Raw genomic sequence first — 22,583 nt, forward strand, 5'->3', positions numbered from 1 at the left:
CCATTGTAGCAAAAAGCCAGCGACAGGGGCTCCCCCCGCGCTGGCTTTTTCCCTTGCTGGCCTACGGACGGATGAACTGCTGCGTCCAGTAGTAGCGGTAACTGCCGCCAAACGCCACGCCGCAGCCGATCTGGGTGTACTCCGCCTTGAGGATGTTCGCGCGGTGGCCCGGCGAGTTCATCCACGATTTGACCACCGCTTCCGGGGTGGTTTGGCCGGCCGCGATGTTCTCGCCTGCCGTCGAGTACTGGATGCCGAAGTTTTTCATCATCGCGAACGGAGAGCCGAACGTCGGCGAGGTGTGGTCGAAGTAGTTTTTGTTGCGCATGTCCTCCGACTTGATCCGCGCGACGCGTTGCAGTTCCCAGTTCAACTTCAGCGGACGCAGACCGTGTTTGGCCCGCTCGGCGTTGGTCAGTTGAACGACCCGGTTTTGGAACTCGTCCACTTTCGGATCGAGCAGCGGGATGACCAGCTTTTGACCGGGGTAGATCAGGTTGGGGTTTTTCAGGTGGTTGGCCGTTGCGATCTCCGCCACGCCGACATGGTAGCGGACGGCGATCTTCCAGACGCTGTCCCCGCGCTGGACGGTGTAGACGGTCGACGATTCGGCGTGTGCCGGCGTCGCAAATGAAGGAAGAAGCAACGATGCACCGAGTACCAGCGAGGTCAGGCAACCCGTGATCCACTTTTTCATCGAATGACTCCTCCTTTGTGTCGTCGTTCTTGTCAGTGCCTGAACGACAGAACTAGTTTGCTCGCACGGCAGGGAGAATCATCATGGAATCTCTGGTACAATGGGAATATCAAGGCCGTGCGCCGATAGGAGGTGTCCTGCTTGTGACGCCGATGCATCTGCTCGTATTTGTAACGGTCGCGGACAAGAAAAATTTCTCCCGCGCCGCTGAAGCTCTGTCGTTGACCCAGCCTGCGATTTCGCAACAGATCCACTCGCTGGAGGAATATTACGGAAGCAAATTGTTTGAGCGCACGTCCAAGCGGGTTGAGCTGACCCGCTCCGGAGAGACGCTCCTGCCCTATGCCAAGCGCATCTTGGAACTGTCGGCAGCCGCCAAAGGGGCGGTCGACGATCTCTCCGGACGGGTGACCGGCCGCATGACGATCGGGGCGACGCTGACCATCGGGGAGTATATCTTGCCGCAACTGCTCGCCGAGTATACGAAGCTCTACCCCGAGGTCGAGGTGGAGATGATGATCGCCAACACCGAGGAGATCGGTGAGATGGCGCTCGATCACCGGCTGGACGCGGCATTGGTCGAAGGCCGCTTTGCACACAAGACGTTGACGCTGACTCCCTTTTTGGAAGACGAGATGCTGCTGATCGCACCTGGCGATCATCCCTTGGCAGCCAAAGGGTCGATCACCGTCGCCGATCTGGCTCGCGAGTCGTTTGTGCTGCGCGAGGCCGGCTCAGGGACGCGGGTGGTCGCCGAAGAAGTGCTGCGCTCGCTCGGGGTGCAACCGACGAAGATGTACGCGTTTGGCTCGACGCAGGCGATCAAGGAAGCGGTCGAGGCCGGGATGGGACTGACGATCCTCTCCAAGTGGTGCATCCGCAAAGAGGAGTCGTTCGGCACGCTGAAGCGGTTGCTCGTGCCCGGGTTCACGTTCTCTCGCCCCCTGTGGGTGATGGAGCGGCCCGGACAGTTTCAAACGCGGGCGGTGGCAGAGTTTACGTCGCTCGTCCATTCCTATGCATATCCGACCGCGTGATGGCCGACCCTATTTCGTGTACGCCCCTTTGGAGGTGAGTGCGCGAGATGCTGTCAAACATCGGATTTCCCGGATTGATCCTGATCTTGGTGATCGCCTTGATCGTCTTTGGCCCAAGCAAACTTCCGGAGATCGGCCGGTCGCTGGGCCGCGGTCTGCGCGAGTTTAAAGACTCGGTCAAAGACATCGCCGACGATTCGGACACCAAAAAATGACCGCTTCTTTCTCCGGAAAGAAGCGGTCTTTTTTACTGGCCGCTGCTCCTGCATGACCCGCGCACACTTCGGGGGATGCTAGGAAAGACACGAGTGCAGAAAGGGTGGGGTAGCGATGGATCAGCGTGAGTTGCAACGCAACATTGAGTCGTACGTCCTGCAGCGGTTGCAGGCCGGGGAGACACCGGAGTCGGTGATCGATGTGGCGCGGGAGTTGGACGTGCCGGTGACGATGGTCGACCGGGCGATGCGCAACTTGACGGCGCAAGGCTATGCCGGGCTTCCGTACTCGGAAGCGACCGAGTTTTAACTCTCTGCACGCAAAAAGGCCGTGTTCCCGGAGTGGTTGCGGGACACGGCCTTTTTTTAATTCCAGATATCTTGGATATGTTCGGCCAGCGCATGGGTGTTCAGGTTGATGTCGCCCTTTGTGATCTGCGTGGCGTAGCGGGAAAAGCTTTTGACGTGCTCCGGGTTGTTGGTGATATGCACCGTCTCGACCAGGGGATCAAGGCTTCGCACTTTGGTCGCGACTTTTTCCTGCAGGTCTTCTTGGATCTCGCCTTCCGATCTGACTTTCAGGGATTCGTTTTTCTTGACCGGCGGTTTCTCGCCGCTTTCCGATTTTTTCTCGTTGCCGGTCGAAAGCGATACATAGGCGTTGTGTTCATCGTCGATCAGCACGGTGCTGCTTTCCACACCTTCAACCTTGCTCACTTCGCCGGAGATGTAGGCGTTGTAGAGCAGATGCGGCTTTTGATCGGCGAGGATCTTTTCCGGTTTGTCTTTGGCGGTGAGCGTCTCGGACGGACCCGGTTTGAGCTTGTTTTGGGATTCTGCTTTGTAGTTGCTTTTCGGTTTGGGCAGTGCTTTGGGCTTGTCCTCCGCCGTGCCCGCGACGTTCGGCTCCGGTCTCATGTCGGGCAGAACGTAGATCAGGCCTTGCCCTTTTACGCGCTCGCGCTTTTCTGCCATCGTCTCCGCGCGGCCCGGCGTGGAAGGCTTTTTGTCTTCCGCCTTCTTTTTCGCTTCCGCTTTTTGCTTGGGACCTGCGCTGGCCGACGTGACGTCGGAGCCTTTGCCGCCCTCGCCGCCTTTCGCTTCGCCGCCTTCTTCTTTCTTCTTGGCGGTACCGCCCTGCTCTTGAATCTTCGCTCGCTCGTATGGCGTGCGCATCACCCCGCACCCGCTTAAGGTGGCCGACAGCATCACGACGGCCAGACCGAGCGCGATCGTTTTCATCGCCCGCATGGTGACACCTCTTTCGATCAGGAATGATTTCGTCAGTAGTATCGCCCGAGTGAACGCTTTCTATCGACTTGGCCGGTTCAGATTCGAGTGATGGCGGGAGTAGACGAAGTAGATCACAAGGCCGATCAACAGCCAGATCACGAAGGCGGCCCACGTCAGCCAGGCCAGTTGCAACATCAGAAATACGCAGAAGATCACCGCCAACAGCGGCACGACCGGCGAACCCGGCACCCGAAACGCGCGCGGCAGTTCCGGGCGCGTGCGGCGCAACACTAGCACCGCGATCGAGATCAAGGTGAAAGCGGCCAAGGTGCCGATGTTGACCAACTCGGCGAGCTGTCCGAGCGGCACCAGTCCGCCGACCAGCGCCGAGACGGTGCCGACCATCCACGTCGAACCGTACGGCGTGCGGTATTTGGGATGGACGGTCGAGAACATTTTCGGGAGCAGACCGTCGCGGGACATCGCGAAAAAGATCCGCGTCTGACCGTACGTCATCACGAGCAGCACGGTGGTGATGCCGAGAATCGCGCCGAGATCGATAAAGCCGGCGACCCAGTTTTGACCGGCGACCTGCAGCGCGAGCGAAACCGGGTGATCCACGCCCTCAAACTGCGGGTACGGCACGATCCCGGTCATGATCGCAGAGACGATCACATAGAGCAGCGTGCAGATCGCCAGCGACCAGAGGATGCCGCGGGGCAGGTCGCGTGCCGGGTCGCGCGTTTCCTCCGCTGCCGAGGCCACCGCATCAAAGCCAATGAAAGCAAAGAAGACCAAGGCGGCCGCTTGAAAGATGCCGTTGACGCCAAACGGCATGAACGGCTGCCAGTTCTCCGGCTGCACGTAGCCGACGCCGACGACGATGAACAGAAGCACGACGGCCACTTTGATCACGACCATGATGTTGTTGATCCGGGTCGACTCGCGCACGCCCCGCGAGAGCAGGAACGTGATCAGGAGGACGATCAAAGCGGCAGGGAGATTGAAAAAGGTCGTGACGCCTTTGACCGCCCCCGGTGCGGCAGACAACGCCGCGGGCACGCGCAGGCCAAAACCGCTGATCAGCGATTGGAAATAGCCCGACCAGCCGACCGAGACGGCACTGACGGCGAGCGCATACTCCAAGATCAAGTCCCAGCCGATCACCCAAGCCGGAAACTCCCCCATCGTCGCGTAGGTGTACGTGTAGACAGACCCGGAGACGGGCACCGTCGAAGCAAACTCCGCATAGCACAGCGCGGCAAATCCGCAGGCCAGACCCGCGAGGATGAAGGAGAGGATCAGGGCCGGCCCTGCGGTCAGCGCCCCTTGCCCGGTGAGGACAAAGATACCGGTGCCGATGATCGCACCGATGCCGAGCAAGGTGAGGTCAAACGCTCCCAGAGCGCGTTTTAACGTCTCGCCTTGGTTGCTGGTGCGGATCAGTTCTTCGATGCTTTTGGTGCGAAACAGATTCATGAGAGCGACTCCTCCTTTTTAGCGGACACAAAAAAACGGTCAACACTACTCTCAGTAGTATCCACCGTTCTTCACCGTTCACTCCTCCAAAGGAGCCTTCCACATTTCTTCGCTGATATCCGGCACTCCGTTGCCCGTCTGCACGACGAGCACCAGCGCATCGTCGACCCGGTTGGCAAACTGCTCGACCGCTTTTCGGGCCATTCGGATCGGCAGTTCATGCCATAGGCGCGAGATCACGCTGACGCCGCCGTTCAACCCGTCGGTGTGAAACAAAAACCGGTCGCCTTCGCCGTAGAGGATCACCCGCTCTTGCGGCTGCACGCTGCGATAGCCCAAAATGCCGCTCACCATCCGTTTGGCCGATACTTGTCCCCCGTCAATCGGCGCATGGTAGAGCGAGATGTTGCCAACGCCGCTGTATGTGACCGTCTTGCGGATCGAATCCAGCACGAGGGCCGCCACTGCGGCTCCCCGCGTGCGGCGCATCCGTTCATGGCACCACAGCAACAACTGTGTCAACGGCATCACCTGCGCCGTTTCCACCAGCTCGCGCAACGTGTCGGTGGCTTCCTTTGCCTTCTGCCCATGTCCCAAACCGTCGATGACCATGATCAGCGTCCGGTGGTCCCCATAGGGCCGGATCACATAACCATCCCCGCAGTAAGTTTCCAGAGGGGATACGACTACCCCGATCTTAATCGTGGCCCCTCCTCCCTAAAAATGCCGGCTGTGCAGCCACTTGCGGATCGTGATGCGCGTGCCCACTCCCGGTGTGGTGTCGATGGAAAACTCATCCATCAGACGCTTGGTGCCGGGTAACCCCATCCCAAGCCCGTTGGAGGTCGAGTACCCGTCAACAAGCGCGAGGTTGAGGTCCGAGATGCCAGGTCCGTTATCGGCGGCGATCACTTCGATCCCGATGTCATCATAGCCGGCGACCAGATCTGTGATCAGCACTTCACCTGTGCCTGCGTACAAGATGATATTGCGGGCCAGTTCGGAGATGCTGATGGCGATACGGGTCTGATCCACGATGGAGAAACCGAGGGTGCGGGCGATTTCTCGACCGCGCTGACGGGCAACGATCGCGTCCGCTTCACTGAGGATCTGTATTGTCTCCTGCATGGTTACGCTCCCGTCTTCTGGTTTTTCAGCCACTCAAAACCACGCTCCACCGTCAACGCCGTATAGACCCCTTCCAGTTTCAAACCGAGTTCCACCATCGTGATCGCCACCTGCGGGCTCATCCCGGTGATCGCGGTACGGCTGCCCATCAGGCGCGCCATCTCGGCGATCTCGTTGAGCACACGGCCCATGAAGCTGTCGATCAGGTCGACGACGGAGATATCGATCAGGAGACCTTCACATTCTGTCTCTTTGATGCGCACCAGGATATCGTGTTTGATCGAGATCGCCTCTTCATCGGTGATGTCTTCACCGAGCGTCACGATCAACACATCGTTCATTCGTAAGATCGGCACTTGCATCACGAAACACTCTCTTCCAAAATTTTAGTGTCGGCAAACGCCGCTTCTTGCTCACCCTGTCTGATGCGTTGCAGGATGTAGGAGAGTCCTGCCTGAAGAGTCGCCTTGGTGACGATGTCGCCGAGGTTGACGCCGAGCATCACCAGCGTCTGCGCCACTTCCGGACGGATGCCGGTCATCACGCACTCCGCTCCGACGAGGCGGGCGGCCTCGACCGTCTTGATCAGCCGTTCCGCGACGCCCGTGTCGACGATCGGCACGCCGGTGATGTCAATGATCACATGCGGCGATTTGGTGCGCACGACCTCGCGCAGCAAATTTTCCATGATCCCCTTGGCCCGCTGGGTGTCGATGGCGCCGATCAGCGGCAGGGCGAGGATGCCGTTCCACACCTGTATCACCGGTGCAGACAGCTCTTGGATCGCCAACGCCTGCGCCTTGATCACCTGTTCGCGTCGGTTGAGGTAAAAATCATAATACAAGTGATTGATGCGATCAAAAACCCGATCCAGCGCAGTCAGTCCGTCGTACAGATCCTGCATCGTCATCTCCGGGTGATCCTTCACACGCTCCGAGATGATCGCCTTGAGCCGCAGCAGATACGGCATAAAGGTATGGGGGCTGCCCCCGTGCTGCGCCGTGCGCAACGAGATGTTTTGCAACCAGCGCGAAACGCCTTCATAAGAGTCCCTCTCCCGGTCGGGTGACGCGGTGCCGGGTACTGTCAAACGGGGAAACTCGATCAAGAGGGTCTCGCTCTGTTGACGTATATACTCGCTTCCGAGAAGTTCGTGCAGTTCATGCCTTTCAGCTGCCAACTGCGCCATCCATTCGGTCACGATCGATTCACGGTCCGCGACGATGGTGCGGAGAGATTTGAAATGATCCATCTCCAGTCCTCCGTTCCAACTCGATATTGCTTGAAAAATAAAGCCCCGTATGCGGACGGGGCCATCCATTTACAGCCTGTATCTGCCTCTGGCGGTCGTCAAGAAGCGACAGCCCACAGATCGGCGGAATACGCACGCAAAAACCAGATCATGCCGCAGATCCAACCGAACAGGAGCGCCGGTATGCCGATGCGAAACGAGAGATGCCGGGTCTTGTGACGCCATACGGCCATCCCAAGCCACACGCCGGCCGCTCCGCCCAGCAGCGCGATCAGGAAAAAGACGCGCTCGGGCACACGCCAGCGCTTGTGTTTCGCCTTTCGCTTGTCGAGGCCCATCAGGACAAATCCCCACAGGTTCAAAAGCGACAGCAGAAACAGCAAGAGCATCAATCCGTTCGCCGTCCACATAGCGGTCACTCCTCGTCCTCGTGATGTCGATACTTAATTCCCTATCCTTCCGCCAATCTCCTCTTTAATTGTTCGATTTTCTGTACCGGCGTCGGGTCGATCCCATAGGACAGTCCCAGATAGGCCGACAGATATTCCCCCACATAGAGCAGAGAGAACAATTGGGCGAGCGGAGACTCTCCCTCCGCACGCACCTCGACTCCGTTGCAGGGGCCGAGCAGCTCCTGCGTCGTGATCTCAATCCGCTTGCCGATGCGCGGATGCAGGTCGCGCGCCCGCAGCGTGATCACGCGGATCAGTTCCAGCGCCGCTCCCGGCACGTCGAAGCCGACGATCTCGTTGTGGTTGAGTTCCGGGTAGACGTGCGCGTAGGCGGGCGAGTTGGCATTTTCATTGATCTGCGTCTTCCAGCGGTAGGCGGCCGCTTCGGTCAGTCCGGCGGTGCTGTGGATGACCGGGATCTTGCCGTGCAGGTGACAGGCGATCTGCTTTGCAGGATTATGAGCGGTCGGCGTGTCCGGTGCGAGCAGGCCCCGCAGACGGTGCAGCACCTCGACCGTCTCACTCAGTTCCTCGTCGACCTCCGGGATCAATCCGCTGTCGGCAAGCATAAGCAGGGCCGGCACGAACAGGTAGCCGAGCGCGGCACGCGGCTGCAGTCCGGTCGGCACGACCACGTGCGGCACGCTGTCCCGCTCGGCAAGGCGCAACAGTTCGCCGCCGCCGGTGATCACCACCGTCTGGGCCCCGCGTGCCCGCGCCTCCTCATAGGCGGCCAGCGTCTCCTCCGTGTTGCCGGAGTAGGAGACGGCGATCACACAGGTGGCAGGCCCGACAAATGCCGGGAGTTCGTACTGGCGGTTGACGAAGATCGGTACTTTGCAAGCGGCGGCCGCATAGCCGCGCAACAGATCGCCCCCGGCCGCCGAACCGCCAAGACCGGTGATCACGATCTGGAGCAGCCCTTCCGTCCGGAGCCGCACCCCTTGAGTCCGCGTGTACGCCAGCGCGGCCGGCAGTTGGTCCGGCAGCCCGTAGATCGCCCCGAGCATGTCGGAGCTGTCCGTTTCACGCAGTCGAACCGGATCATCCAAATACAGGTCACGCATTCGACTCCCTCCCTTTATGCATGCAGGCATTACTTGGCTATCTGATCTCTCTAACCATATGTGATGCCCCGCCCTTGCATGAAAGGAATGTGATACACTGACACTACCAGAAAGGAAGTGTTTTCCGATGAGTCAGCAGATCTTTGCAGATATCGCCGGCATCTTCGTCGCGCAGGTGCCGCAGGAGGTCGGGCTCGACTACAGCGAGGCGAGCATCCGGCAAGTCGACCGCCTGTTGTCCGCCCTGCTGGACGAGCCGGGTCGGCAGCACGATGTACAGAGCCTCGTGCTGTCGGTGGGCGCCTACCTCGGAGAAACGACCGTCCGCTCCCTTGGCGGCGAGTGGCGGCTGGACGAAGAGGACATCCACGACTCCAGCGTCCTCGTCGGCGGCTGTGAGCTCTGGCCGTTCCGCCGCGTTCGCCAACGCCTCCACTACGGGACGGAGCGTCCCCTTTACGCCTGGTACGAGATGGCCAAGAGCGGTGCCTCCGAAGAAATACAAAAGCTCCTGCAAGGGCAGGAGCAAGCGACGATGATCCGGCCGACCGACCGCGATCCATTGGTGATCAAAGTGACGAAGAACCGCCGGAGCGACGACGGAATAAATGAATCGTAGGATTACAAAATCTGCTCGCACCCGGTGATCGTCACGTTGAGGTTTGACGAGAGATCGATCTCGTACGGCACCTTGATGTCCACACCGTCCGCACCTTTGAGCACCCGGATGATCGGGCGGTGCGGATATTTGGTGTTGATGTCGACGACGACAGCGGTCTCGCCGGAGGAGAGCTGCACGATCAGCCCGAGCGGGTAGATCGCCACGTTGTCGTGGAATTTGCGGATCAACTCGCTGTCGAACTGCCCGGTCGTCGTGAACAGCATCTCCAGCGCTTCATGCGGCAGAAATGCCTTGCGATAGACGCGGTTGGTGGTCAGCGCATCATAGACGTCGGCGATGCCGACGATCTGTCCGTATAGATGGATCTGATCTTCTTTGAGCTGACGGGGGTAGCCGCTGCCGTCCAGCCGCTCGTGATGTTGCAGCGCACAGTGCGCCGAGAGCAGCGGGATGTCGGGATGCTCTTTGAGTATCTCATAGCCGACCTGCGAATGCGTCTTCATGATCGCGTATTCCTCGTCGGTCAGCTTGCCCGGCTTGTCGAGGATCTCAAAGGGGATCTGCGTCTTGCCGATGTCGTGCAGCATCGCGCCGATGCCAAGGTCGATCAGCGCATCGCGTCCGAGACCGAGTGCCATGCCGAGCGCCGCCGAGTAGATCCCGACGTTGACCGAATGGCTGTATAGGTAATTGTCTGTCGTATAGATGCTCGACAACTGGATCATCACTTGTTTGTTCGATTGCAGGTCGTACAGGATGTCTTCGAATGCGGAACGAAACTCCCGCCCGAGCCGCGGATTGGCGATCGTGCGCTTCCATTTGCGCGCCTCGATCATCTGCGAGAACGACTCGTAGACCACCTTGACCGACCGGTTGCGCGTCTCTTCGCTGACCGCGTCGCGGATTTCGATATCGTCGGTGCGCGGGTCCTGCACGTACACCTGCGTGATGCCAAGGGCGACCAAGCGCTGGATCATCGCTTCGCTCAGTTCCTTGCCTGCCGCGAGCAGGACATTTCCGCTGCTGGTGTAGATCGGTTTCCCAAGCTTTTGGCCCGCTTGGAGAGAACCTGTCGACATGACATGCATCTGACTGTTCACCCTCACTCTTTCCGAAATAGATGGCCTGCCCTGTTTCAATTCGGCGGCCAAGAGAAAAACCCTGCCATCATTCAACAAATTTTGACAAGTTCAAAAAAGTCCATCTTGTTTGATTTCTTGTATAATGATCTTGTATCCCGCGACATTCCCTAAGGAGGGGCACAACTGATGTACATACATGAAGAATTCGAAGTCGAATCGCCGAATCTGACCGAACTGGAAGAGATCGTTGCAGGTGCCGGCGGAGCGTTTGAGATCGAAAATCACAAACCGTTCCGCTTCTCCGTCTACCACGCGCCGGAGCACATCGAAGAGCTGACCCGGCAGTTGATCGACAGAGGCTGCACCCGCCTCTTTTCCACCGACTTGAAAACGGAGGCCGCGCCGAAGGACGGCGTCGTCCCGAACGATTTCCACTCCACTTCCAACTATCCGACGTTCATCTTCCGCGATGGCCGTTGGCAGCAGGTCGAGCGGCTGCGCATGGACGGCTGCGTCAAACTGGTCGGTGACCGTGCCGTCTGCACGCTGATGCGCGACGTGTCGGCCGGCGAGCAGGTCGTCGTCGGACACGACGGCGTGCGGATCGCCGTGATGCAGGTGCCAAACGCCGTGGACAAGGAGTTTGGCTTCATGACCTCCGAGGTCTCCTCCGAGCGTCAGGTGCCGGTCATCATCCGCAAGATCGCCAAAGAGATGCATGACATCCGCCAAGCGGGCGGCCGCATCGTGTTTGTGGCAGGCCCTGGCATCGTCCACACCGGCGGCATGAGCGCGTTTTGCGGTCTGATCGAAAAAGGCTATGTACAGGCACTCCTGACCGGCAACGCGCTGGCCGTCCACGACATCGAGAACGCGTTTTTCAAAACGTCGCTCGGCGTCTCCACCGACACGGCGGTCGCCGTACCGCACGGTCATCGCCACCACCTCGTCGCCATCAACCGCATCCGCTACCACGGCTCGATCAAAGAAGCGGTCGAAGCGGGCGAGTTGACATCGGGGATCATGTACACGATGGTCAAACACGATGTGCCGTTCGTGCTCGCCGGGTCGATCCGCGACGACGGTCCGTTGCCCGACACCCGCATGGACCTGATCCAAGCACAGACCGAGTACTCCGATCTGGTGCAAAACGCCAACATGGTGATCATGATCTCGACGATGCTGCACGCCATCGGCACCGGCAACATGATCCCGGCCACCTGCAAGACGATCTGCGTCGATATCAACCCGGCCGTCGTCTCCAAGCTCGTCGACCGCGGCTCCACGCAAGCGACAGGCGTCGTCACCGATGCCGGGCTGTTCGTCGAAGGGCTGAACCGCGAGCTGAATGTGCTGGAAGGTCAATAACAGATCAAACATCCCGAAAAAAACCCGACCTCGTCTCGCGCAGGTCGGGTTGTCTTTTTTATCGTTCGCTCTTACTCGTACCGGATCTTGCCGAACGTATCGGTGATCCGTTTCATCATCTCTTCGTCCGCGCCGATGCCCGGCGAGAAGAGAATCAAATTGCCGTGTTGGAACAAAGGCAGCGGCGAGCGCTCCAATGTCTTGCCCTGCAAACGGGCGATCTTCTCATCATGGCGAAACCGCTCTTCAAACATCTTGCGCAGCGCGAGGCTGTCTTCGTACGCTTCCGTATCGCTCGGATAGAGATAGACTTCCACCCACACATCGTCAAGCCGATAATGATCAAAATAATCGATCTGCAAAAAATGCCGCTCTCCTTTGGCTTTCAACAGCAGCCTGCCATTGCCTTGAGAGACCGGATAATGAGCCAAGACTCCATATTCTTTCAACGTCGTTACGATCGTTTCTTTCGTATAGATGGGAGAGGCGGTTCCCACGCTGCACCCGGCGAACAACATCGCACAGCACAGCAGCAAAACCATCTGTTTCGTCCACCTGAACACACGCATCCAAAGCCCTCCCTGCTTCCCCTGATGTCTGACACCTTTCGACGCAAACTTCCCCTATCTACAAGAGTACACAAATGACTGACAATTCACAAGAGAAAATTTTTTTGGACATCCCCAAAACGCAGAAATCCGTCGCCATTTTGCTGGTATACTGGTAGATAGAAAGTCGCAGAAGGAGGATTTCCACGTGCTGTCATTGCTTGGCGGACTGTTGTTTCGCCCGCGCGCGGTGATCGAACAGGTCATCAGCCAACCGGACCGTGATCAAACGTCCCATGTCAATTCGTTTGTGATGGTCCTGATCATGATCAACTTTGCCTTTATGATGGTCTCCGATGAGTTGCTCTCCAAGCAGGTGATCGCCATCGGTAATTTCAAATGGGTGCTCGTCTTGTTGCTGCCGCCTTTGTTTTTCTTCGTGCAGCGTTTCCTGCAAGTGCTCTTTATCCGAATCGGGATGTTCCTGTTCGCCAGAAAGCACCTTCCGGCAGACCGCGAGGAACGCCGCGAATCATACAAGCGAGTCAAGATGGCCTACGCTTACACCGTGTTCCCGTCCTTTGTGTTCACCCTGATCTCGCTGCCGGTCCAAAGCGCCGTGATGAATTTCTTCTTCTTCACCATCGGACTGGCGTACACGCTGTTCCTGACCGCGCACATGCTCCGCAAACTGTTCGGCGTCTCCTCGGCCGTCGGCATCTTCGCGCCGCTGGTGGTGCAGTTCCTGTTTGGGATCGTCATCTCGTTGATTTTGGCGGTCTTTTTACTGGCCTTCTCGGTCGTGTGACACAGCCACACAAAAAGAGCGTTCCGAAAGCCCGCTTTCGGAACGCTCTTTTTATTTACTTTGCTCGCACGCTTGCAGACGCTCCCGCCACACGTCCGTTTGCAGGTCTTCACCGATCAGCAGCGCAAACGCTCGGCCGTGCTCAAACATCTGCATGCCGACCGACAATTGTCCTGGACCTGCCGCATGAAACTCCAACAACAGGCCGGTCGACGCATCCAGGAAAAATCCCTTGGCTCGCAGGACCGTTTCGGGGAGTTGGGCGAGGCATTGGAACAACTGTTCACGGTCGACCGGGCCTGCAAACTCATAGAGAAACGTCTGCAGATTGCCGAAACTCGTCGGCTTTTCACGCAGGGTGGAGCTGACTTTGCCCCCTGTTTTGCGGCGCGTGAAACCCTTCGGCTTGACCGGGCCGCGCCGTTCGCGCTGCATCGCGCCGACCGCCAGCAAACGGGCTGCGTCAATCTTTCCGTGGACCACCTCAAATCGGCTCGCCTTTTCGTTAAGTCCCCCCAGTTCCTCCATCAGCTGCGTCCGTCGATCCTTCGTGACCAGATCGGTCTTGGTGATCAGCAACGCATCGGCGTAGCGCACTTGTTCGCGCATCGTCAGCTCCAACGGGTTCGGGTCGTTGCTGCCGAGCACCTCGACTGGAAAGCGCTCGGCGTTGACCAGCGTGTAGATTCCGCCGATGCGCGTGCGCTGCACCAGTTCCGGGACGAGCAGCGACTCGATGATGTCGAGCGGAGCCGCAACACCGGTCGTCTCCAACAACAACACATCCGGCTGGTAGCGATCCAACGTATCCAGTACCGCCTGGGGCAGGCTGCCGTTGAGCGTGCAGCAGACACAGCCGTCCACCATGTCGACCACCGGCGTGTTTTCCCCCTGCAAGAGCAGCGTATCCACCGAGATCGAGCCAAACTCATTCATCAACACGACCGGCCGCTGACCTTGTTCGCGCAAGGCGGGCAACAATTGACGAAGCAGGGTGGTCTTGCCCGCACCGAGGAAACCGGTCAGGACATAGACAGGAACTTGCACCGTATCGCCGCTCATGCCAACACTTCCTCCTGCGCATCGTCCTCTTCCTGCTCGATGATCGGGAGATCATCATGGAGCAGGCTCCAGTCGGAAGCCGCTTCCTCCTCGGTTAACAGGCACGCGTCCAACGACTCGATCACCGCTTCTGCATCCAGATCGACACCGATCAGCACCAGTTCCGTATGGCGGTCCCCGTAGACCGGGTGCCAATCTTCCAAGATCTCGGGCTCCTCTGCCAGCACTTGTTTTCGGTACTCCTCCTCAAGCGCAGCCACCCAATGACCGGCCGCGCCGATCTGAATCGAAGGGCCTGCCTGCGAGAGCTGCAGACCGATGCGTTCCCGGCTGGCCAACCAGACGATCCCTTTGCTGCGCACCACCTCAGCCGGGAAGTCATGAAGCCAAGCGGTAAATCGCCCCGGATGGAACGGTATGCGCCGTGCGTAAACAAAAGACGAGATGCCGTACTCTTCCGTCTCCGGAGTATGATGCTCTTTCTCCAACTCACGCATCCAGCCCGCCGAAGCGCTCGCCTCATCAAAATCGAACAGCCCGGTGTTCAGGATATCATGCGGATCGACCTCCCCTTGCGTCGAACGAAGGAAGCGGGCACGCGGTTGCAGTTTTCGCAGAACGCCTTCCAATTGAGCGAGATCTTCTTCCGAGACGAGATCGCATTTATTCAAGACCAGCACATCGCAAAACTCGATCTGATCGACGAGCAGATCGACCACCTCGCGGGTGTCCTCCTCCCCGGTCGCCTGCTGGCGGTCGAGCAGCGTCTCCCCGGAGGAGAAGTCGTGCCAGAACCGGTAGGCGTCCACCACCGTCACCATCGTGTCGAGGCGGCAGATCTGCGACAGGTCGATGCCCTGCTCCTCATCGACGTACGTGAAGGTATGCGCCACCGGCACCGGCTCGCCGATGCCGGTCGACTCGATCAAAATATAGTCGTAGCGCCCTTCCTTGACGAGGCGCTCCACTTCTTGCAACAGATCATCGCGCAGCGTGCAGCAGATGCAGCCGTTGGACATCTCGATCAACTTTTCATCAATTCGCGAGATCCCTCCACCCTGCTTCAACAACTGAGCGTCCACGTTGACCTCGCTGAGATCGTTGACGATCACCGCCACTTTCAATCCTTGGCGGTTGTTCAACACATGGTTAAGCAACGTCGTTTTGCCGGAGCCCAGATAGCCGCTCAAGACGGTTACAGGCACACGTGTATCGGTCATGTATTCTTCCCCCTGATATACAAATCGTAATCTTTACGATTTAATTGTATATCGGTATTATATCCCGATCCCGACGTCGTGTAAATAAGAATCGTTACGAAATAAAAGAGACCTCGTCCATCCAGGACGAGGTCTCTTTTTTGCATGGACGCGGTCAGATTACCGGGAGACGATCACGCGTTGCAAAGGTGTGTTTTCGTCGCCGCCCTTGAAGACAAAGCGCAGGCGGTACTCTCCCGCCGGATACGCGATCTCCTGCTGACCGGCTCCGTCTGCCGGAGTGCCGGTCAGCGACTGGAGAGCGGACGTGACTTTCGCCTGCGTCAGGTCGTTTAACGACGGTTCAAAGGAGTGGATCTCCCGCACCCGGTCATCCGGGGAGACGAGGAAGGCGGCGTGGCGCGACGGGTAGGAGAGCAGCCGTTCCTGGCCGATCGCCTCTTTTCGCTCCGGCTCCCCCCAGTCGCGGATGATGTCGCTGAGGGTGGTGCGGTCGACCGCGTATTTCCAGTTGATCACCTTGCCGTCTGCTGCGGCCCGGTGCAGTTGCAGCACCATTTCGGTATACGTGTCCGGCCGGGTCGACGGCGCGGGCGGCACCGCCATCTCCGTCAGCCCGCCGGTCGAGATGTGATAAGGCCGCGTCGGCTCCGCATCGAGGGCACGGGCTCCCTCCTTGTCGGCGGTGCATCCCGACAAGAGCCAGGCGCACGCGCAGACGACAGACAGCAAAGCGGTGGTTCTGTTGGCGCGCATCGTGATCAATCCCCCATGACGTGACAGTTTGAAAGTATTGTCACCTGTTTTGGAGTCAGCTATGAAAAAAAATCCCCGCCTGCGACAGGCGGGGATTGCGTCTTCTTTTTACATGTTGCGGCGGTATTGGCCGCCGACTTCGTACAGAGCTTGAGTGATCTGGCCGAGGGAGCAGTACTGGACGGTCTCCATCAGCTCTTCGAAGATGTTGCCGCCGGACGTTGCCACTTGCTTCAGGCGCTTGAGCATCTCCTTGGAACGGTCCGCGTGGCGGGATTGGAAGTTGCGCAGGTTATGGATCTGCTCTTCCTTCTCCGCTTGGGTCGCGCGAGCCAGTTCGATCTTCGGCGCTTCGTAGTCGTCGGCGAGAGTCGCCGGGTTGATGTAGGTGTTGACCCCGATGATCGGCAGGGTGCCGTCATGCTTGAGGTGCTCATAGTACATCGACTCTTCCTGGATCTTGCCGCGCTGATATTGGGTCTCCATCGCGCCGAGCACGCCGCCGCGGTCGTTGATGCGCTGGAACTCGGCCAGCACCGCTTCTTCGACGAGGTCGGTCAGCTCCTCGACGATGAAGGCGCCTTGGATCGGGTTTTCGTTTTTGGTCAGGCCGAATTCCTTCGTGATGATCATCTGGATCGCCATCGCGCGGCGCACCGATTCTTCGGTCGGCGTGGTGATCGCTTCATCATACGCATTGGTGTGCAACGAGTTGCAGTTGTCCTGCAGCGCGAGCAACGCTTGCAAGGTGGTGCGGATGTCGTTGAAGTCGATCTCCTGCGCATGCAAGGAGCGGCCCGACGTTTGGATGTGGTACTTGAGCTTTTGCGAGCGGTCGTTGCCGTTGTACTTGTTCTTGATCGCGGTCGCCCAGATGCGGCGCGCCACACGGCCGATGACGGTGTACTCCGGGTCCATGCCGTTCGAGAAGAAGAACGACAGGTTGGGCGCAAAGTCGTCGATGTTCATGCCGCGGGACAGGTAGTACTCGACGTAGGTGAACGCGTTCGCCAACGTAAACGCCAGCTGCGAGATCGGGTTCGCGCCCGCCTCCGCGATGTGGTAGCCGGAGATCGAGACGGAGTAGTAGTTGCGCACTTTGTTGGTGATGAAATATTGCTGGATGTCGCCCATCATGCGCAGGGCAAACTCGGTCGAGAAGATGCAGGTGTTTTGACCTTGGTCTTCTTTGAGGATATCCGCCTGCACGGTGCCGCGAACGGTGGAGAGCGTGTACGCTTTGATCTGTTGCAGCTCTTCCTCGTTCGGCTGACGGCCTTCGTTGTCGACGAACTTTTGCACCTGTTGCTCGTAGGCGGTGTTCATGAACATCGCGAGGATGATCGGAGCCGGGCCGTTGATCGTCATCGAGACGGACGTCGACGGGTGGCACAGGTCAAATCCGTCGTACAGTTTCTTCATGTCGTCCAGCGAGCAGATCGAGACGCCCGACTCGCCGATCTTGCCGTAGATGTCCGGGCGGTAGTCCGGGTCTTCGCCGTACAGCGTGACCGAGTCAAACGCGGTGGACAGACGTTTTGCATCGTCGTTTTTGGACAGGTAATGGAAGCGGCGGTTGGTGCGGTCCGGCGTGCCTTCGCCCGCGAACTGACGCTTCGGGTCTTCGCCTTCGCGCTTGAACGGGAATACGCCTGCGGTGTACGGGAACTCGCCCGGCACGTTCTCGGTCATCAGCCAATTGAGGAGATCGCCCCAGTCGGTGTACTTCGGCAGCGAGATCTTCGGAATGCGGGTGCCGGAGAGCGACGTGGTGAACAGTTTGGTGCGGATCTCTTTGTCGCGGACTTTGGTGACCAGTTCGTCTTTGCCGTATGCGTCACGCAGCGCCGGCCAGTTGTTCAGGAGGCGCTTGGACTCCGGGTGGAGCAGCTCTTCTTGCGCGGCGATCTGCGCGTCGAACGCAGCCAGCACGTCCGGTTGACCGGCAAACAGGTCACGGGTGCCTTTGAGCTGGAACACTTTGCGGGCGATGTCCGCTTGGTTCGCGACAAATTTCTTGTAGTCGCGGATGGTGCTGACGATCTCGCCGAGGTACTGGGTGCGGTCGGTCGGGATGATGTAGTTTTTCTTGGACTCCGAATCGGTGATCTCCAGAGAGGAGACCCAGTTGGTGCCCGCTTTTTCGTTGATTTTATCGATCAGCGCGCGGTACAGCACGTTGGTACCCGGATCGTGGAACTGAGAAGCGATAGTGCCGTAAACCGGCATCGTCTCCGCGTCCTGCGAGAACAGGTTGTGGTTGCGCTGGTATTGTTTTTTGACGTCGCGCAGGGCGTCTGCCGAGCCTTTGCGCTCAAATTTGTTGATCGCGACGAGATCGGCAAAGTCGAGCATGTCGATCTTTTCCAACTGCGACGGCGCACCGAACTCGGAGGTCATCACGTACAGAGACAGATCGGTGACGCGGGTGATCTCCGCATCGCCTTGGCCGATGCCGGACGTCTCTACGATGATCAGATCGTAGCCGGCCGTCTTGACGACGTCGATCGCTTCTTTGATCGCAGCCGACAGCTCGGAGCGCGAGTCGCGGGTCGCCAGAGAGCGCATGTAGACGCGGGAGTTGTGGATCGCATTCATGCGGATGCGGTCGCCGAGCAGCGCGCCGCCGGTCTTTTGCTTGGACGGGTCGACGGAGAGGATCGCGATGGTCTTGTCGGAGAAATCGTTCAGGAAGCGGCGGACCAGTTCGTCGGTCAGGGACGATTTGCCTGCGCCGCCGGTGCCGGTGATGCCGACGACCGGAACGTTTTTCGCGTTGTCGCGCAGGGTGGCCAGCACTTGTTTGCGCGCTTCGTCGTTTTCAAAGACCGACTCTTCCGCGACGGTGATCAGTTTGGCGATGGCGAGAGCGTTTTTCTCTTGCAACGCCGCCACTTCCGCTTCCACCTGCTGGACGGTCGGGAAATCGGAGTTTTCGAGCATGTGGTTGATCATGCCTTGCAGACCGAGGCGACGGCCGTCGTCCGGGGAGTAGATCTTGGTCACGCCGTATGCTTCCAACTCGCGTATCTCGTCCGGGACGATGACGCCACCGCCGCCGCCGAAGATCTTGATGTGGCCGGCGCCGCGCTCTTGGAGCAGGTCATAGATAAACTTGAAAAACTCGACGTGGCCGCCTTGGTAGGACGAGATCGCGATGGCTTGCGCGTCCTCTTGGACAGCGGCGTTGACGATCTCTTCCGCCGAGCGGTTGTGGCCGAGGTGGATGACTTCCGCGCCGGACGCTTGCAGGACGCGGCGCATGATGTTGATCGATGCATCGTGCCCGTCAAACAGGGCGGATGCGGTGACAAAGCGGACTTTGTGTTTCGGGCGATAGACGGTGGTTTCCATCAGGATTTCCCCTCTCCTTGTGATCCTTGCGATCCTTGTGTTCCTTCTAACTCTCTGGCGCGGATCTCCTGCAGGAGCAGGGAGATCTGGCGCTCGGTGTATTCCTCAAGCGTATAGTGGCGGTGCAGAGCCCAGCGGCGGAATGTCCACATCTGGCCCAGCACGACGATGTTGTGCGCGATCAGTTTGACAGAGGCGGCGTCGATGGGGATCGATCCGTCGGCGCGGCCGCGTTCGAGGATCTCCTCGAACAGATGGACGAGCGCCTCCTCGCGTTCGAGGACCGGATGCATCCGCTCTTTGGGCAGCGATTTCGTCTCTTGGTAGATCAGCAGCACGTAGTCCTGCAGTTCATCGACGCAATGGAAAAAGCGCCGGATCGACGTCGCCAGCCACTCGCGTCCGCTGCGAGACGCATCGCGGACTTCGGCCAGCCGATGTTCCACCTCGCCGTGTATGTAGGCGCAGACGAGGTAGAGTACATCTTCTTTGGACTGAATGTACTCATAGAGCGTCCCGATGCCAAGGCCGCTCGCTTTGGCGATCTCGCGGGTGGTCGTCTTGTGAAAACCTTTCTCCACAAACAGGACCACCGCCGCCTGCACGATCTGCAAACGGCGCGCCTCCACGAGCTGCGGGTCGAGGACGCGGGATGGAATCGGTTTGCAACCGTTTGACATCTCGCACCTTCCTTTTCGACCGACTGAGCGTTCGTTCGGTCACTTTTAGTGTATCCGCTTTCGTTGTATTCCGTCAATGCGGAAAAAGAAAAGAACGCGGAAATGTCTGCGCTCTTTTCAAATGCGTATGGGTAATGCTCACAAATGCAAATACGGGTTCTTGCTTGCAGGTGCTTGCTTGCAGGTGCTTGCTTGCAGGTGCTTGCTTGCAGGTGCTTACTTGCAGATGCTTGCTTGCAGATGCTTGCAGGTGGTTATTTTTGCAGGGTGCCTTCTTTGGCGATGATGCGGTATTGGTTGCCGTCTTTTTTGACGGTGTATTTCAGACCCTTGTATTCGAGGGTGTATTGGCCATCTTTGCCTTCAACTTTGATGTCTTCAAATTTGGCACCGGTCAGGACGTTAGCGCCGATCTTGTCCGCGTCGCCCACTTCCGTTCTCGGGGTAAATTTGATTTTTTCTTCTTCCGACTTGGCCTTCTCGTTGTCGGCGTTCACCTTTGCTTCAAACGCCGCGTTCGCTTTGTCGAGCAACGCTTGGTCGCCGAGTACCGCTTCATATTCTTTCTTTGCGACTTCCTTGTCCCAGTACGTTTTTGCGAGGATGTCCAACGTTTCTTTCGCCTGACGCTTCGGCACCATGTACTCCACTTCCGCGTCGTCCGGGCCGAGCCCCTTTTTCGCTTCAAACGAGTCGGTGACAAGGCTGTCCCCGATCAAAACCGCTGCAAAGATCGACTTTTGAACTTTTACTACGTCCTCTTTCGTATCGGTCGCAGCCGTGGTGGAAGCCGGTTTTTCAGCGTCGGAGCAGCCGACAGCCGTTGCCGTGGTTAACGCCAGCATCGCAGCCAGCGCCAGTTTCGAAAATTTCGTCATGCGAATCTCCCCTTTTTCCTAATTGGCAATAAGTGTAACAGAGACGATCCAAATTGCAAATACTTGGGAGAAATTCTGAAATTTTCCAAATATACGTATTTGTTTACAAATTTAATCTTGCCCGCCCAGTTCTTGATAGGCGCGACGCAAGGTCATGCGCATATTTACATACTCCGTCTGGTCGAGACCCTTCTCCTGATAGAGGTCTTCCAACTCGATCTCCATCAGCACGATGTCGTCGAGCGGGTTGCCTGTATAGACGATGATCGACCATTGCTTGAGCAGTTCGCGGATCTTCATCAAGCTTTCGTGCAGGTGGAAGTCCATCAGCTCTTGCCTCCCATCAACGATTCAATTTCCTTATAGAGTTCCAAACCATAGCGGGCGATCAACGTCTCACGCCCTTCGAGATAAGCCGGTCGGTACCGCTCCGGTGCAAACGACTGCTCGTCCAGATCGCGGCGAATGTTCGGGCGCAGATCGTCCGTCTTCCCGGCTGCCACCCTTTCGCGCAAAGCGAGGTTGGCGCAGAGAAAGTCGAGGCGATAGTCTTCGCCCCAGCGGGAAAACCGGGCGGTGTCTGCCGTCAAAGCGGTCAGCAACACAGTGCCGTCCGCCCCCTCGATCAAGTCGAGCGGATAGAGCAGGCATGACAGCGGCTTGAGCTCGTGCGGCCCGCGGCCTTGCTCCAGAGCAAAGCGGTGCGCGGCGCAGGCCGGCCCCTCCCCTTCGACGCGGCAAAACAGGCAGTTCCCGCCCGCAGCTGTTGCGATCGTCGGGTGTCCTGCCGTCTCCAGATGCGCGGCAAACAGCCCCTGCTCCCGGATCTGCCTCTGAGCAGCCGCATCCAGGTGACGGGCGGCGATCAACGGCGAGAACAGGTCGAGCACGGGCAGCAGGTCTTCGGTCGGAGGAAAAGGAAATCCGCCTTCGCAACACGACTCCGCATGCGCTTGGTGGCAGCGGCCGCAGTCGAGCAGGACGGGCGTCGCCAACGCGGCGGTGTCGATCTCAAACGCGTGCGGGAGATGCGGCGCGTCGATTCGGACGATCTGCCCGCTGGCCCGCCCCTTTTTGCTGTATTTTTGCAGGTGGTACGCCTCCTGCTCGGTCAGTTCCAGCGGCGTGCCGACAAAAAACCAGGTCTTACTCACCTTCCGGTTCCGGCACCGGGAACAGCGTTTTGGCCACTTCGCGGATCTCCAGCATCTCTTCGATGGAACGCTGGCTGTCGACGATGACAGTGCGGAATACGAGTCCGGCGCGGTTGCTCAGTTCGACCGCGTAGATGTCGGTGACACGGCCGATCAGCGCGATGGTCTCATCGCCGATGTAGACGGAGTTGATCAGTTCGAGCAGCGCTTCGATGATCGCTTCCGGGCCTTTTTCGCGCAGTTCGTCGTTCACGTCGTCAAGGAAGCAGAGCAGGTCGGTGATGCCAAACCGCTCATCTTTTACTTCAAAAGAAAACAGACCGTCGACCGGGAAAGGCTGCAGACGGCTCTCTTCCCACATCACGTTCATAAAGTTTTGATCATAATCGATCACGTCGCCGGTCACGTTGACGTTGATCGAGTTGTTTTTTTGTTCGCTCACAGGGCTCACTCCCAGTTGGACAATGTCATCGTACATTATAGCACGAAAG

The 22,583-nt window shown here is 58.5% G+C and carries 26 protein-coding genes; 6 read left to right on the forward strand and 20 right to left on the reverse strand.

Translation table 11 applies throughout. The features are described from left to right. Window positions 1-61: 61 nt before the first annotated feature. A complete protein-coding gene (locus tag OS242_RS07940) occupies window positions 62-697 on the reverse strand; it encodes a CAP domain-containing protein (RefSeq protein WP_267151143.1) in 636 nt (211 codons plus the stop codon). Between the two features lie 83 nt (window positions 698-780). Between OS242_RS07940 and OS242_RS07945 the strand changes: the two genes are divergently transcribed. From OS242_RS07945 to OS242_RS07955, 3 genes are all read left to right on the forward strand, one after another. Then, window positions 781-1,734 carry a LysR family transcriptional regulator gene (locus OS242_RS07945; protein ID WP_267151144.1) on the forward strand — a complete coding sequence of 318 codons (954 nt, stop codon included), beginning with the start codon at window positions 781-783 and terminating at the stop codon, window positions 1,732-1,734. A 47-nt stretch (window positions 1,735-1,781) separates the two neighbouring features. Further along, window positions 1,782-1,949, forward strand: a complete 168-nt coding sequence (tatA, locus tag OS242_RS07950; protein ID WP_267151145.1) for a twin-arginine translocase TatA/TatE family subunit — start codon at window positions 1,782-1,784, stop codon at window positions 1,947-1,949. A gap of 115 nt (window positions 1,950-2,064) precedes the next feature. Beyond that, window positions 2,065-2,259: a hypothetical protein gene (locus tag OS242_RS07955; RefSeq protein WP_267151146.1), complete on the forward strand. Its 195-nt coding sequence runs from the start codon at window positions 2,065-2,067 to the stop codon at window positions 2,257-2,259. A 56-nt stretch (window positions 2,260-2,315) separates the two neighbouring features. Here OS242_RS07955 and OS242_RS07960 read toward each other — a convergent pair whose 3' ends face one another. From OS242_RS07960 to OS242_RS07995, 8 genes are all read right to left on the reverse strand, one after another. Further along, on the reverse strand, window positions 2,316-3,200 hold the full coding sequence (locus tag OS242_RS07960; RefSeq protein ID WP_267151147.1) for a YhcN/YlaJ family sporulation lipoprotein: 885 nt from the start codon (window positions 3,198-3,200) through the stop codon (window positions 2,316-2,318). Window positions 3,201-3,260: 60 nt separating this feature from the next. After that, window positions 3,261-4,661, reverse strand: coding sequence for an amino acid permease (locus OS242_RS07965; protein ID WP_267151148.1), 1,401 nt, complete (start codon window positions 4,659-4,661; stop codon window positions 3,261-3,263). A 78-nt stretch (window positions 4,662-4,739) separates the two neighbouring features. After that, window positions 4,740-5,309, reverse strand: coding sequence for a SpoIIE family protein phosphatase (locus tag OS242_RS07970; protein ID WP_267151149.1), 570 nt, complete (start codon window positions 5,307-5,309; stop codon window positions 4,740-4,742). Between the two features lie 69 nt (window positions 5,310-5,378). Continuing rightward, window positions 5,379-5,789, reverse strand: a complete 411-nt coding sequence (locus OS242_RS07975; RefSeq protein ID WP_267151150.1) for an anti-sigma regulatory factor — start codon at window positions 5,787-5,789, stop codon at window positions 5,379-5,381. Window positions 5,790-5,791: 2 nt separating this feature from the next. Beyond that, complete coding sequence (locus OS242_RS07980) at window positions 5,792-6,151, reverse strand: STAS domain-containing protein (RefSeq protein ID WP_267151151.1); 360 nt, start codon at window positions 6,149-6,151, stop codon at window positions 5,792-5,794. Continuing rightward, window positions 6,151-7,041, reverse strand: a complete 891-nt coding sequence (locus OS242_RS07985) for an STAS domain-containing protein (protein ID WP_267151152.1) — start codon at window positions 7,039-7,041, stop codon at window positions 6,151-6,153. Before OS242_RS07985 ends, OS242_RS07980 begins: the two co-directional genes overlap by 1 nt. Window positions 7,042-7,139: 98 nt before the next feature. Next, window positions 7,140-7,451, reverse strand: a complete 312-nt coding sequence (locus OS242_RS07990) for a DUF1294 domain-containing protein (RefSeq protein ID WP_407702100.1) — start codon at window positions 7,449-7,451, stop codon at window positions 7,140-7,142. 41 nt (window positions 7,452-7,492) lie between these two features. After that, a complete protein-coding gene (locus OS242_RS07995) occupies window positions 7,493-8,560 on the reverse strand; it encodes a bifunctional phosphoglucose/phosphomannose isomerase (RefSeq protein WP_267151153.1) in 1,068 nt (355 codons plus the stop codon). A gap of 127 nt (window positions 8,561-8,687) precedes the next feature. Here OS242_RS07995 and OS242_RS08000 point away from each other — a divergent pair, with 127 nt between their 5' ends. Next, a complete protein-coding gene (locus OS242_RS08000; RefSeq protein WP_267151154.1) occupies window positions 8,688-9,179 on the forward strand; it encodes a hypothetical protein in 492 nt (163 codons plus the stop codon). Between the two features lie 2 nt (window positions 9,180-9,181). Here the strand turns inward: OS242_RS08000 and OS242_RS08005 are convergent, their stop codons facing one another. Further along, window positions 9,182-10,270 (reverse strand): HD-GYP domain-containing protein, encoded by a 1,089-nt coding sequence (locus tag OS242_RS08005; protein WP_267151155.1) that lies wholly within the window; start codon window positions 10,268-10,270, stop codon window positions 9,182-9,184. Between the two features lie 180 nt (window positions 10,271-10,450). Here OS242_RS08005 and OS242_RS08010 point away from each other — a divergent pair, with 180 nt between their 5' ends. Next, window positions 10,451-11,632: an ornithine cyclodeaminase, nickel-pincer nucleotide-dependent gene (locus OS242_RS08010; protein WP_267151156.1), complete on the forward strand. Its 1,182-nt coding sequence runs from the start codon at window positions 10,451-10,453 to the stop codon at window positions 11,630-11,632. Between the two features lie 71 nt (window positions 11,633-11,703). On the opposite strand, the gene OS242_RS08015 is transcribed toward OS242_RS08010, so the two are convergent. After that, a complete protein-coding gene (locus OS242_RS08015; protein WP_267151157.1) occupies window positions 11,704-12,201 on the reverse strand; it encodes a hypothetical protein in 498 nt (165 codons plus the stop codon). Between the two features lie 187 nt (window positions 12,202-12,388). On the opposite strand from OS242_RS08015, the gene OS242_RS08020 reads away from it, so the two are divergent. Further along, the gene (locus tag OS242_RS08020) at window positions 12,389-12,988 is read left to right on the forward strand and encodes a hypothetical protein (RefSeq protein WP_267151158.1); all 600 of its coding nucleotides are present in this window, start codon (window positions 12,389-12,391) and stop codon (window positions 12,986-12,988) included. Window positions 12,989-13,039: 51 nt separating this feature from the next. Here OS242_RS08020 and OS242_RS08025 read toward each other — a convergent pair whose 3' ends face one another. The 9 genes from OS242_RS08025 to OS242_RS08065 form a co-directional block, all read right to left on the reverse strand. Beyond that, window positions 13,040-14,050 (reverse strand): CobW family GTP-binding protein, encoded by a 1,011-nt coding sequence (locus tag OS242_RS08025; RefSeq protein ID WP_267151159.1) that lies wholly within the window; start codon window positions 14,048-14,050, stop codon window positions 13,040-13,042. After that, complete coding sequence (locus tag OS242_RS08030; RefSeq protein WP_267151160.1) at window positions 14,047-15,270, reverse strand: GTP-binding protein; 1,224 nt, start codon at window positions 15,268-15,270, stop codon at window positions 14,047-14,049. The genes OS242_RS08025 and OS242_RS08030 overlap by 4 nt, the downstream gene beginning before the upstream one ends. A gap of 159 nt (window positions 15,271-15,429) precedes the next feature. Beyond that, the gene (locus tag OS242_RS08035) at window positions 15,430-16,026 is read right to left on the reverse strand and encodes a DUF4309 domain-containing protein (RefSeq protein WP_267151161.1); all 597 of its coding nucleotides are present in this window, start codon (window positions 16,024-16,026) and stop codon (window positions 15,430-15,432) included. Window positions 16,027-16,134: 108 nt separating this feature from the next. Then, entirely contained in the window at window positions 16,135-19,380 is a 3,246-nt protein-coding gene (gene icmF, locus OS242_RS08040) for a fused isobutyryl-CoA mutase/GTPase IcmF (protein WP_267151162.1), read from the reverse strand. Further along, window positions 19,380-20,060 (reverse strand): TetR/AcrR family transcriptional regulator, encoded by a 681-nt coding sequence (locus tag OS242_RS08045; protein WP_267151163.1) that lies wholly within the window; start codon window positions 20,058-20,060, stop codon window positions 19,380-19,382. The genes icmF and OS242_RS08045 overlap by 1 nt, the downstream gene beginning before the upstream one ends. A 254-nt stretch (window positions 20,061-20,314) precedes the next feature. Beyond that, entirely contained in the window at window positions 20,315-20,938 is a 624-nt protein-coding gene (locus OS242_RS08050; RefSeq protein WP_267151164.1) for a hypothetical protein, read from the reverse strand. A 111-nt stretch (window positions 20,939-21,049) separates the two neighbouring features. Further along, on the reverse strand, window positions 21,050-21,265 hold the full coding sequence (locus OS242_RS08055; RefSeq protein WP_267151165.1) for a YqgQ family protein: 216 nt from the start codon (window positions 21,263-21,265) through the stop codon (window positions 21,050-21,052). Further along, complete coding sequence (locus tag OS242_RS08060; protein ID WP_267151166.1) at window positions 21,265-22,092, reverse strand: DUF3109 family protein; 828 nt, start codon at window positions 22,090-22,092, stop codon at window positions 21,265-21,267. Before OS242_RS08060 ends, OS242_RS08055 begins: the two co-directional genes overlap by 1 nt. Then, window positions 22,085-22,534: a hypothetical protein gene (locus tag OS242_RS08065; protein ID WP_267151167.1), complete on the reverse strand. Its 450-nt coding sequence runs from the start codon at window positions 22,532-22,534 to the stop codon at window positions 22,085-22,087. The genes OS242_RS08060 and OS242_RS08065 overlap by 8 nt, the downstream gene beginning before the upstream one ends. Window positions 22,535-22,583: the final 49 nt, after the last annotated feature.

Origin of the sequence: Tumebacillus lacus, assembly GCF_026410385.1 — a bacterium.
Lineage (GTDB): Bacteria > Bacillota > Bacilli > Tumebacillales > Tumebacillaceae > Tumebacillus > Tumebacillus lacus.

Bases quoted from the DNA above. Each gene is read 5' to 3' on its own strand.
- OS242_RS07940 (WP_267151143.1), bottom strand. From the start codon at position 697: ATGAAAAAGTGGATCACGGGTTGCCTGACCTCGCTGGTACTCGGTGCA.
- OS242_RS07945 (WP_267151144.1), top strand. From the start codon at position 781: ATGGAATCTCTGGTACAATGGGAATATCAAGGCCGTGCGCCGATAGGA.
- tatA (WP_267151145.1), top strand. From the start codon at position 1,782: ATGCTGTCAAACATCGGATTTCCCGGATTGATCCTGATCTTGGTGATC.
- OS242_RS07955 (WP_267151146.1), top strand. From the start codon at position 2,065: ATGGATCAGCGTGAGTTGCAACGCAACATTGAGTCGTACGTCCTGCAG.
- OS242_RS07960 (WP_267151147.1), bottom strand. From the start codon at position 3,200: ATGCGGGCGATGAAAACGATCGCGCTCGGTCTGGCCGTCGTGATGCTG.
- OS242_RS07965 (WP_267151148.1), bottom strand. From the start codon at position 4,661: ATGAATCTGTTTCGCACCAAAAGCATCGAAGAACTGATCCGCACCAGC.
- OS242_RS07975 (WP_267151150.1), bottom strand. From the start codon at position 5,789: ATGCAGGAGACAATACAGATCCTCAGTGAAGCGGACGCGATCGTTGCC.
- OS242_RS07980 (WP_267151151.1), bottom strand. From the start codon at position 6,151: ATGCAAGTGCCGATCTTACGAATGAACGATGTGTTGATCGTGACGCTC.
- OS242_RS07985 (WP_267151152.1), bottom strand. From the start codon at position 7,041: ATGGATCATTTCAAATCTCTCCGCACCATCGTCGCGGACCGTGAATCG.
- OS242_RS07990 (WP_407702100.1), bottom strand. From the start codon at position 7,451: ATGTGGACGGCGAACGGATTGATGCTCTTGCTGTTTCTGCTGTCGCTT.
- OS242_RS07995 (WP_267151153.1), bottom strand. From the start codon at position 8,560: ATGCGTGACCTGTATTTGGATGATCCGGTTCGACTGCGTGAAACGGAC.
- OS242_RS08000 (WP_267151154.1), top strand. From the start codon at position 8,688: ATGAGTCAGCAGATCTTTGCAGATATCGCCGGCATCTTCGTCGCGCAG.
- OS242_RS08005 (WP_267151155.1), bottom strand. From the start codon at position 10,270: ATGCATGTCATGTCGACAGGTTCTCTCCAAGCGGGCCAAAAGCTTGGG.
- OS242_RS08010 (WP_267151156.1), top strand. From the start codon at position 10,451: ATGTACATACATGAAGAATTCGAAGTCGAATCGCCGAATCTGACCGAA.
- OS242_RS08015 (WP_267151157.1), bottom strand. From the start codon at position 12,201: ATGCGTGTGTTCAGGTGGACGAAACAGATGGTTTTGCTGCTGTGCTGT.
- OS242_RS08025 (WP_267151159.1), bottom strand. From the start codon at position 14,050: ATGAGCGGCGATACGGTGCAAGTTCCTGTCTATGTCCTGACCGGTTTC.
- OS242_RS08030 (WP_267151160.1), bottom strand. From the start codon at position 15,270: ATGACCGATACACGTGTGCCTGTAACCGTCTTGAGCGGCTATCTGGGC.
- OS242_RS08035 (WP_267151161.1), bottom strand. From the start codon at position 16,026: ATGCGCGCCAACAGAACCACCGCTTTGCTGTCTGTCGTCTGCGCGTGC.
- icmF (WP_267151162.1), bottom strand. From the start codon at position 19,380: ATGGAAACCACCGTCTATCGCCCGAAACACAAAGTCCGCTTTGTCACC.
- OS242_RS08045 (WP_267151163.1), bottom strand. From the start codon at position 20,060: ATGTCAAACGGTTGCAAACCGATTCCATCCCGCGTCCTCGACCCGCAG.
- OS242_RS08050 (WP_267151164.1), bottom strand. From the start codon at position 20,938: ATGACGAAATTTTCGAAACTGGCGCTGGCTGCGATGCTGGCGTTAACC.
- OS242_RS08055 (WP_267151165.1), bottom strand. From the start codon at position 21,265: ATGGACTTCCACCTGCACGAAAGCTTGATGAAGATCCGCGAACTGCTC.